Origin of the sequence: Streptomyces sp. XM83C (assembly GCF_023072675.1) — a bacterium.
GTDB lineage: Bacteria > Actinomycetota > Actinomycetes > Streptomycetales > Streptomycetaceae > Streptomyces > Streptomyces thermocoprophilus.
The window spans coordinates 1-10,025 of record NZ_JALLGL010000227.1 but is presented as its reverse complement, the minus strand read 5'-3'; the positions used below and the strand labels follow the sequence as shown (position 1 = coordinate 10,025).

The 10,025-nt window shown below is 70.4% G+C and carries 6 protein-coding genes and 3 pseudogenes; 3 read left to right on the top strand and 6 right to left on the bottom strand.

Translation table 11 applies throughout. From position 1 onward, the window contains the following. Positions 1–81 (bottom strand): annotated as a pseudogene (locus MTQ10_RS22340) (IS5/IS1182 family transposase); the annotation flags it as partial. Positions 82–172: 91 nt separating this feature from the next. After that, positions 173–859, bottom strand: a complete 687-nt coding sequence (locus MTQ10_RS22335; RefSeq protein WP_282612488.1) for a tryptophan 2,3-dioxygenase family protein — start codon at positions 857–859, stop codon at positions 173–175. Between the two features lie 197 nt (positions 860–1,056). Here MTQ10_RS22335 and MTQ10_RS22330 point away from each other — a divergent pair, with 197 nt between their 5' ends. After that, positions 1,057–2,244 (top strand): cytochrome P450, encoded by a 1,188-nt coding sequence (locus MTQ10_RS22330; RefSeq protein WP_247471408.1) that lies wholly within the window; start codon positions 1,057–1,059, stop codon positions 2,242–2,244. A 6-nt stretch (positions 2,245–2,250) separates the two neighbouring features. Here MTQ10_RS22330 and MTQ10_RS22325 read toward each other — a convergent pair whose 3' ends face one another. The 3 genes from MTQ10_RS22325 to MTQ10_RS22315 form a co-directional block, all read right to left on the bottom strand. After that, positions 2,251–4,011, bottom strand: coding sequence for a non-ribosomal peptide synthetase (locus tag MTQ10_RS22325; protein ID WP_247471406.1), 1,761 nt, complete (start codon positions 4,009–4,011; stop codon positions 2,251–2,253). An 89-nt stretch (positions 4,012–4,100) separates the two neighbouring features. Beyond that, the gene (locus MTQ10_RS22320; RefSeq protein ID WP_247471404.1) at positions 4,101–5,309 is read right to left on the bottom strand and encodes an erythromycin esterase family protein; all 1,209 of its coding nucleotides are present in this window, start codon (positions 5,307–5,309) and stop codon (positions 4,101–4,103) included. 68 nt (positions 5,310–5,377) lie between these two features. Then, a complete protein-coding gene (locus MTQ10_RS22315) occupies positions 5,378–6,145 on the bottom strand; it encodes a TioE family transcriptional regulator (RefSeq protein WP_282612487.1) in 768 nt (255 codons plus the stop codon). Positions 6,146–6,311: 166 nt separating this feature from the next. Here MTQ10_RS22315 and MTQ10_RS22310 point away from each other — a divergent pair, with 166 nt between their 5' ends. Both MTQ10_RS22310 and MTQ10_RS22305 read left to right on the top strand, forming a co-directional pair. Then, a complete protein-coding gene (locus MTQ10_RS22310) occupies positions 6,312–8,690 on the top strand; it encodes an ATP-binding cassette domain-containing protein (protein WP_247471412.1) in 2,379 nt (792 codons plus the stop codon). A gap of 264 nt (positions 8,691–8,954) precedes the next feature. Next, positions 8,955–9,842: pseudogene (locus tag MTQ10_RS22305) on the top strand (NAD(P)/FAD-dependent oxidoreductase); the annotation flags it as partial. Between the two features lie 66 nt (positions 9,843–9,908). Here MTQ10_RS22305 and MTQ10_RS22300 read toward each other — a convergent pair. Then, positions 9,909–10,025 (bottom strand): annotated as a pseudogene (locus MTQ10_RS22300) (IS5/IS1182 family transposase); the annotation flags it as partial.

Below are 10,025 nucleotides of genomic sequence, written 5' to 3'. Positions count from 1 at the left end.
CAGCTTGTTGAACTGCCGCGGGCTCAGCCCGGTGAACGGACCTATCCAAGAGGGCTCCGACGCCGTGATCACACCAGCCACAGCAAAATGATCTCACCTCTGACCAGCAGTTACGGGACAACCTCTACCACAGGAGGCCCTCACGCATGGATACCCATCGGCGGCCGAAAGGCTATGAGTGGTGCACCTTCCCGCGCAGCCGGCGAAGTTCGGGAAAGGGCCGGGTGACTCGGCGGGCAAGGAAGTCGACACCGCTCGAGCCGCCGGTTCCCCCCTGCTCCCCGATCATCTTCGACACCAGCGCCAGGTGTGCCACTTTCCAGTGCCAGTACCCGTTCCCCAAGTCCACGAGCGCTTCCGCGAGGCGGTGCAGCACGCCGGACTCCACGCCACGTCGGCAGACGTCGTGCACGGACTGCCCGTGGTACTCGACCGCCGCCGCGAACGCCTCGTAGAGACTGCCCTGGTGGTGACTGTTGCCCAGCAGTGCCGTCAGCCGCCGGAACTGCGCGGACTGCGCGCCGCTCGCCGTGTCCAGATAGGTCCGGAACTCGGCGAAGTAACGCAGTGGCAGTTTCTCCAGGACCAGCAACTGCTGCTGAAGCACCCTTATCAACTCGCTGGACCGCAGCAGGAATTCCAGTCCCAGCTCCAGATCGTGCGGGTGACAGGGCGGCAGGAGCGCCTCGGCAGCGGCGTCCAGATCAGCCCCGAGCTGCTTCAGCCACAGCTCGCAGGACTGGTGGGTGATGATGAAGAACTGTTCGGCCAGGACGACCGCGCGGCCGGCTGTGTGCGGGGCCTGCGGCTCTTGGAGCGAAAGCAGGGTCTCCATGTGGAGATAGTCCCCATACGTCAGAGTACTCAGGACGCCGCCTCCTCGTCATAGGTGATCTGCCGGCCGCAGCCGGACGATCCGGCGCGTCCAACGACCCATATTCCTGAGCGTGACACGGGAAGGAACCAGCTGATCAGCAATCTTTCGTCTCTCATTCAAGAAGAAAGACCTGCGCAAGAGCTTCCCGGCGTCGGCGCCGCCGATGTGACGATTTGGGCATGACCACCCCGACCGAGCTGGACCTGACCGACGCGACCGCCTTCGTACGGCACGACGCATACGAGTTCTGGCGCGATGTGCGCAAGCACCGGCCCGTGTACTGGCACGAGGGAAATCCCGGTTTCTGGGTCGTCGCCCGTCACGCCGACGTGCTGTCCTGCTACGCCGACGTACGCTCCCTGAGTTCCGCTCGCGGGACCGTACTGGACGTCCTTCTGAGCGGCGGTGACTCTGCAGGCGGCAAGATGCTCGCGGTCACCGACCGACCCCGCCACCGCGAGATGCGCAACCTGATGCTGCGCGCCTTCTCCCCGCGCGTCCTCGGCGCGGTGGAAGAGAAGGTCTGGGAACGGACGTCACGGCTCATCAAGACCGTCACGCGGCAAGGGGAGTTCGACTTCGCGGCGGAGGTCGCCGAGCACATCCCGATGAACACGATCTGCGATCTGCTCTCCATTCCGGAGGCGGACCGCGAGAAGCTGCTGCGCTGGAACAAGCTGGCCCTCTCCTCGGACGACGCCGAGTCCGACCGGCTGGACTCCCTGGAGGCCCGGAACGAGATCATCGGCTACTTCATGGACCTCTCCCGGCACCGCCGCGGCGACCCCGGCGACGACGTGATCAGCATGATCGCGACGGCGGAGGCGGGAGGCCGCCCGCTGACGCTGGAGGAGGTCGCGCTCAACTGCTACAGCCTCGTGCTCGGCGGCGACGAGTCCTCCCGCGTGTCCGCGATCTGCGCGGTGAAGACGTTCGCCGAGCACCCCGCCCAGTGGCGGGCGTTGCGCGAAGGGTCGGCCGCGATCGACACGGCGGTCGAGGAGGTGCTGCGCTGGGCCACGCCGGCCATGCACTTCGCCCGCACCGCGACGCGGGACATGCGGATAGGCGGCCGGCAGGTGCGCGCGGGCGACATCGTGACGCTGTGGAACACCTCAGCCAACAACGACGAGGAGGTGTTCGACCAGCCGCGCCGGTTCGACCCGACCCGCTCGCCCAACAAGCACCTGTCCTTCGGCCACGGCCCGCACTTCTGCGTCGGCGCCTTCCTCGGCCGGGCGGAGCTGCGCGCACTGCTGAGCGCGCTCACCGAGTCGGTCGCCGAGATCGAGGTGTGCGGCGAGCCCGCCCCGATCTACTCCAACTTCCTGAACGGCTACGCCAGTCTGCCGGTCGCCTTCCGCTGACGGCCGTCAGCCGGGCAGCCGGCTCTCGACGGCCGCGGCCAGCTCGCCGATCGTCGCCGCCTCCAGCACGGTCCGGATCGACAGCGCGACCTCGAACCGCTCCCGGATCCGGGCGACCAGCCTGGTCGCCTGCACGGAGTGCCCGCCGAGCTGGAAGAAGTTGTCGGCGGCCGTCGCCTCCGGGGCCCCGAGGACTTCCCGCACGATCGCGCAGACCACGGCCGCGCAGTCGTCCGCCTCGACGGCCTCCGGCACCCGCCCGCCGCCCGGGAGTCCCTCGGCGCCCGCGTCCGGCTGCGGCAGGGCTCCCCGGTCGATCTTGCCGTTGGCCAGCGTCGGGAACCGCTCCAGCACCGTGACCCGTGCGGGCACCATGTGCGCGGGCAGCGACTCGGCGACATGGGCGCGCAGATCACCCGGCTCGACCGGCGCCGTGGTGGTGACGTAGCCGACGACATGCGCGTCGGCCAGCTCACCCCGCACCACGGCGACGGCGACGTCCACCGCTGGATGGGCGGCGAGCCGGGCTTCGATCTCACCGAGTTCGACGCGGAAACCGCGCAGCTTCACCTGGCCGTCGGCGCGGCCCGCGAAGAACAGCTCGCCGTCCGGCCCCCTGCGGCCCCGGTCGCCCGTGCGATACATCCGGGTGCCCGGCGGCCCGAACGGATCGGCCACGAACTTCGCCGCGGTCGCCGGGGACCGGTTGAGGTAGCCGCGCGCCAGCCCGCTGCCCGCGATGTACAGCTCGCCCTCCGTGCCGGGCGGCACCGGGCGCAGGCGTTCGTCGAGCACGTGCACCTCCTTGCCGACCCACGGAGTGCCGATCCCGATGTCACCGGCGTCGCGCACCGGCCCGGCGATCGTCGCCCCGACGGTCACCTCGGTCGGACCGTAACCGTTGAACATCCGCCGTGCCCGCGACCACTTGCGCACCAGCGTCGGCGTACAGCTGTCCCCCGTGGACATGACGGTCCCGCCGGGCAGGACGTCCTCGGCGTCGGTCTCGCTGAGCGCCACCGGGGGCAGTACGGCGTGCGTGATGCCGTACTTGAGCAGGGTGTTCCACAACGGATGGCCCGGCAGCAGGTCGTCGGCGGGCACCATCACGAGGGCCGCCCCGGACAGCAGCGCCAGGGACACGTCCCAGAAGGCGGCGTCGAAACTGATGGACGCCCACTGGAGCACGCGGTCGCCCGGGCCCGCCCGCAGGACGGCCGCCTGGGTGGCGGCCATGTCGCGCACACCGCTGTGCGGCACGGCCACGCCCTTGGGCGTCCCGGTCGACCCCGAGGTGTAGATGACGTACATCAGGTGCTCGGGGCGCAGTGCGGCGCGGCGCTCGTGCTGGGCGACGTCGTGCCCCGGCAGAGCCGCGCACGCGGCATGGAACGCCGGGTCGTCGAGGACGAGTTCCTCCGGACCCGCGCCGAGGGGCGCCACCGAGGAGGACCGCAGCAGCAGCACCGGCCGCGCGTCGGACAGCATGAACGACAGGCGTTCCGCCGGATAGTCCGGGTCGAGCGGGAGGTAGGCGCCGCCGGCCTTGAGCACCGCCATGATCGCCACGATCAGTTCTCGCGACTTGGGCATCGCGATCGCGACGAGCGAGTCGGGACCGACACCGTGCGCGATGAGCCTGCGGGCGAGCCGGTTGATCCGGGTGTTCAGCTCCGTGTACCCAAGGGTGCCCTCCCCGTCGACGAGGGCGGGCTCGCCACCCCGTCGGGCGACGATTGACTCGAACAGTGCAGGAACCGTGTTCAAGCGCGGTCAGCTCCTTCGGGAGGCTCCCTGATCGACGGCGAATCTAATCTCCGGCGCCCCGGGAGCCCGGCGAATCCTTCCCGTCTCTGTCAGTGCTCGCTCCCAGCGCCGGCGGGGGTGCGCAGGAGGTCCCCCGACCGGGTGACGGCGGAGCCGTCGCGGACGTGCAGGACCGCGTCAGCGGTGTCCAGGAGGGCCTGGTCGAGCGGAAAGTAGCCCTGCTGCGGGGTGGTGTCCGTCCGGGTCCGGGCGGCGGTGACCGTGCCGGTGGGGGCCAGGGCCCAATCGGTGACGCGGTCCTGCAGAACGCTCTCGTGGGTGCCCGGCTCGGGGTCGCCCAGCCCGATGGCCTCACTGCGGCCGAGGCTGCCGGCGACGAAGACGTACTGTTCGCCCAGCAGCGGTGCGACTACGGTGCCGGCCCCGGGCCAGCGAACGCGCAGGTCTCCCAGGCTCCAAGTGCTCGGGGTCCGCTGGAGGTGCACGTTGTGGGCGAAGACCAGCGTCGCGCCCCGGCGGCCCTCGATGCTGCGGATGTCGAGGAGGTTCTGCGCCATGAGCGCGTCCCGGGTGGCGAACAGCCGGGACAGCCGGGTGTTGTTCTCCAGGCGCTGGGCCGCCTGGCGGTGGTAGCGCAGCAGCCCGAGGCCGGCGGTGAGGTGCGTTCTGGCCCGGAGCCACTCCGCGCGCGAGGTCTGCGCGATCCGCTCGGCGGCGTTGGAGTGGAGCAGGGTGAGCATGTCGTCGGCGAGGGACCGCAGCCGCTCGGCCTCGGGCGTGGCGCCGACCGACATGGCCGGGTCCATCACCGCCTCCGTGCGGCTCCACTGCTCGTCCGCGCCGAGCAGCCCGGTCAGGTCGAGGTCGAGCCCCAGATAGTCCCGGGCCTGCTCGAGACAGCGCCGCGGGCTGGGGGCGCTCGTCGTCTCCGTCGGGACGTCGAAGCCGTGGAAGGTCAGCCGCTCCTCCGGCGGCAGGTTCGCGTTGTGGTCGCGCATCCAGGCGACGAGGCGCCGGTTGGTCTCCAGGTTCCCGAAGCCGTGGGAGAAGCCCTCCCGCGCCACCTCGTCGAGATCCCCGTCGCCGCCCTTGACGAAGTCTTCGACGCGCAGCGCGGCCACGCGGTCGGTCTCCAGGGCGATCGAGCGGAAGCCGAGGCGGGTCAGCCGGGCGAACAGCTCGTTGCGCACCCACCCGAAGGCGGGTTCCCGGTGGGTGGGTTCGCCGAGCGCCAGCACGGAGCACGAGGCCACGGGCAGGTCGTGGAAGTCCTTTCTCATGTCTGTCAATCGAATCATTGAAAGACCTGTTGAGGCTTACGGCGGTGCCGTCGGCGCCGCGGGCGGACGCGCCGGGCCGCGAGGTCTCAAACCGTCGGTGGGGACCCCGGCGCGGAAGCGGGTTCCGCGGCGGCCGGCGGTCCGGCCGGGGCGATGCCGAGGAGGGCCACGTACCCGCCGAGACGGGCCGCCGCGTCGAGCATGGACACACCGCGGGCCGTGAGCCGTCGCCGCCAGTCCTCGAGGGCGGCGGACAGCGCCTCGGTGCCGCCGGCCGTGCGGATCTGCCGAACCACCGTGCGGATGTGCTCCAGTGGGTAGCCGCCGCGCCGCAGGAGATGGGTCAGCTCGGCGTCGCGCACGTCCGTGGCGCCGAACGAACGGTGGCCGGTGACCGGCTCCCGGGCGGGGGTGAGGATGCCCACCGCCTCCCAGTTCCGCAGGGTCGCTGCGGTCACCCCCAGACGGCGCGCGAGTTCGCCGATGCTGAGTGGCTCGCTGCCGGCGGAGGTGTGCTCGGCGAGGCTGGGGCCGCTGGTGAGGTGCTCCACCGCCCGCCCCACCGCGTCCAGCGTGCTGCGGTCGCGCAGCAGTTGGGCGTGGCCGCGGTCCACGGCCGTCAGCGCGGCGTCGAGGTCGCCGGTGTTGAGCGACCGCATGATCTCGCCGCCCGTGGCATACCCGTATGCCTGGACGAGCGCCAGATAGGCGCGCAGGGCCGCCGCGTGGATCTCGGTGTAGGTGCGGTAGCCGGACGGGGTGCGCCGGGCGAGCGGGATGAAGCCGTCCCGCTCGTAGTTGCGGACCGCCTGGGTGGAAATGCCGTGCTCACGGGCCAGGTCGTAGGGGCGCAGGTACTTCACGGTTTGAGACTTTATCCGAAGACATCCGCGTGGATTCTCCAAAACCCTCAACCGATTTTGCAGGTATACGCTTGAGCCCATGAACCGGGACGTTCAGGAACTGGTCACCACGTCGCACGACGAAGACGTGCCGCGTCCGACAAACGGGAGGGACACCATGACGGCCGGCACCGAGACGGACACTCAGCCCGCTGCGCTCCGTGCCGCCGACAGCCATGACATGATCCGTGTGCACGGAGCACGTGAGAACAACCTCAAGAACGTGCATGTGGAGATCCCCAAACGGCGGCTGACCGTGTTCACCGGGGTCTCCGGCTCGGGCAAGAGCTCCCTGGTGTTCGACACGATCGCCGCGGAATCCCAACGGCTGATCAACGAGACGTACAGCGCCTTCATCCAGGGCTTCATGCCCACTCTGGCGCGGCCCGAGGTCGACGTGCTCGACGGGCTGACCACCGCGATCCTGGTCGACCAGCAGCCGATGGGCACCAGCCTCCGCTCCACGGTCGGCACCGCCACCGACGCGGGCACCCTGCTGCGCATCCTCTTCAGCCGGCTCGCCAAGCCGTACATCGGGTCCCAGAAGGCGTTCGCCTTCAACGTCGCCTCGGCCGACGCGTCGGGTGTCCTCGTGGTGAACGGCAAGAAGATCGAGAAGGGCTTCAGCGTCGTCGGCGGCATGTGCCTGCGGTGCGAGGGCATGGGCACCGTCTCGGACATCGATCCCACCCAGCTGTTCGACGACTCCAAGTCGCTCGCGGACGGCGCGATCACAGTCCCCGGATGGAAGCCCGACGGCTGGGTGGTGCAGTCGTTCACCGAGTCGGGCTTCCTCAAACCGCACAAGCCGATCCGCGACTACACCGAGCAGGAACGGCACGACTTCCTGCACCGGGACCCGGTCAAGGTCAAGGTGAAGGGCGTCAACACCACCTACGAGGGCCTCCTCGCGCGGGTGCGCAAGTCGTTCCTGTCCAAGGACAAGGAGACGCTCCAGCCGCATATCCGTGCCTTCGTGGAACGGGCGGTGACGTTCTCCGCCTGCCCCGAGTGCCACGGCACCCGGCTCAGCGAGACCGCCCGGTCCGCGAAGATCGACGGCCTCAGCATCGCCGACGCCTGCGCCATGCAGATCAGCGACCTCGCGGCCTGGATCCGCGGTCTGACCGACCCGTCGGTCACGACACTGCTCACGGTGCTCGGCCAGACCCTCGACTCGTTCGTCCAGATCGGCCTCGGCTACCTCTCGCTCGACCGGTCCTCGAGCACGCTCTCGGGCGGTGAGGCCCAGCGCGTCAAAATGGTCCGTCACCTGGGCTCCGCGCTCACCGACGTCACCTACGTCTTCGACGAGCCCACCGTCGGCCTGCACCCGCACGACATCCAGCGGATGAACGACCTGCTGCTGCGACTGCGCGACAAGGGCAACACCGTGCTGGTCGTGGAGCACAAGCCGGAGACGATCGTGATCGCCGACCACGTCGTCGACCTGGGACCGCTGGCCGGCACCAAGGGCGGCGAGGTGGTCTTCGAGGGCACCGTCGAGGGTCTGCGGGCCAGCGGCACCGTCACCGGGCGGCATCTGGACGACCGGGCCTCGCTGAAGCCGTCCGTGCGCGAGCGGTCCGGTGTGCTGGAGGTGCGCGGCGCCAACGCCCACAACCTGCGCGACGTCGACGTGGACATCCCGCTCGGCGTGCTCACGGTGGTCACCGGGGTCGCGGGCTCCGGCAAGAGTTCCCTGATCCACGGCTCGGTAGCGGGCCGGGACGGCGTCGTCACGGTGGACCAGTCGCCCATCAAGGGCTCCCGGCGCAGCAACCCGGCCACCTACACGGGCATGCTCGAACCGATCCGCAAGACGTTCGCCAAGGTCAACGGGGTCAAGCCCGCCCTGTTCAGCCCCAACTCCGAGGGCGCCTGCCCCACGTGCAAGGGCGCCGGTGTCATCTACACCGACCTGGCGATCATGGCCGGTGTCGCCACCACCTGCGAGGACTGCGAGGGCAAGCGGTTCCAGGCGTCGGTGCTCGAGTACCGGCTCGGCGGCCGGGACATCAGCGAGGTGTTCGCGATGCCGGTGGCCGAGGCCGCCGAGTTCTTCCGCAGCGGTGAGGCACGGACGCCGGCCGCGTACACCGTCCTCGACCGGCTCGCCGAGGTCGGCCTGGGTTACCTCAGCCTCGGCCAGCCGCTCACGACCCTCTCCGGCGGCGAGCGGCAACGGCTGAAGCTCGCCGGCCACATGGGGGGAACGGGCAGCGTCTACATCCTCGACGAGCCGACCAGCGGCCTGCACCTGGCCGACGTCGAGCAACTGCTCGCCCTGCTCGACCGGTTGGTGGACTCCGGCAAGACGGTCATCGTCGTGGAGCACCACCAGGCGGTCATGGCCCACGCCGACTGGATCATCGACCTCGGCCCGGGCGCCGGCCACGACGGCGGCCGGATCGTCTTCGAGGGCACGCCCGCCGAACTCGTCGCCGCCCGCTCCACCCTCACCGGCGAGCACCTCGCCCAGTACGTCAGCGCCTGACGCGACGCGGCCGTCCGCCTGCCCCCGCCCGGTGACTCGGGGCGGGGGCGTCGACCGCGGCCGGCTCGTACCCGGGCGGAAAGCCGGCATCGCCCGTGCCACGCAGGCGCACGACTGTCTGGCTCACCTCTTTCGCCCACACCTTTCCACCACCGCGGCGGCGACCACAATGCGGGCCGACGGCTTCCGCCCGCCGACAGCCCATTCCGGCATTCCCACACCGAGCACCTGCCGGACCGCTCACGCGGTGGACGGACCCCGCTCATGCCGCCGACGGAAGGGATCCCACCTATGTCCTCGCACGCCGACCACACCACCGTGATCGTGGGAGCCGGCCCCGCCGGGCTCACCGCGGCGCTCGGTCTGGCCAGATACCGGCACCCGGTGATCGTCGTGGACAGCCCCCGGGCACCGCGCAACAGCGCGTCGGCGGGCGTTCACGGCCACATCGGCATGGACGGCGTCACTCCCGCCGAGTTCCGGGACCGCGCCTGGCGGGAACTCTGCCGGTACACGACCGTGGAGCGGCTGGAGGACGACGCCGACAGCGTGTCCCCCGCTCCTAGTGGGGGCTTCCGGGTCGCCCTCGGCGGCGGTGAGACCGTCGAGGCCCGAACCGTCCTGCTCGCGACCGGTGTCGTCGACGTCCATCCGGCCGACGTGGACGGCTTCGCGGAGTGCTGGGGCCGCAGCGTGATCCACTGCCCGTTCTGCCTCGGTGAGGAGAACGCCGGTCGGCGCTGGGCGACGGTCGCCGACAACGCGGAACTCGCGGGACTGTCGGCCGTGGCCTTCCGCGCCTGGAGCGAGGACACGATCGCGATCTGCCAGGAGTCGATGCCCGGCCTGGAGACCGCTCGCGCGACCGCGCGAAGCAGGGGAGGGGACGTCGTCACGGGAACGGTCCGCCGCCTGCACCACCGGGAAGGGGCCCTCTACGGCATCGAGTTGGCCGACGGCAGGGTCCTGGAGCGGCAGACCCTGGTGTGGACGCCGCGACAACGGCAGCAACCCGTCGTGCAGCGGGCGGCTGACGAACTGAAGCTGACGGTCGACGACGCCGGCTTCATCGGCGTCGACGCCTCCCAGTGCACCAGCGTGCCCGGCCTGTACGCGGCCGGGGACCTGACCAGTCGCTGGAAGCAGTCGGTCACCGCGTCGACCGCGGCGGGCGCGGCGGCCGCCGACGCCATCCACATGTCGGCCTTAGACGTCGTCTCATTTGGCGAGTCTGCGGTAGCAGATGAGGCTGCAGGCGATGGCGGTGAAGGCCAGGAAGTGCTCGACCTTGCGTTCGTAGCGGCGGTGCAAACGGCGGCAGCCGCCCAGCCAGGA

Excerpts from the sequence above, each read along its gene's own strand:
- MTQ10_RS22330 (WP_247471408.1), top strand. The coding sequence starts at position 1,057 with ATGACCACCCCGACCGAGCTGGACCTGACCGACGCGACCGCCTTCGTA.
- MTQ10_RS22320 (WP_247471404.1), bottom strand. The coding sequence starts at position 5,309 with ATGATTCGATTGACAGACATGAGAAAGGACTTCCACGACCTGCCCGTG.
- MTQ10_RS22310 (WP_247471412.1), top strand. The coding sequence starts at position 6,312 with ATGACGGCCGGCACCGAGACGGACACTCAGCCCGCTGCGCTCCGTGCC.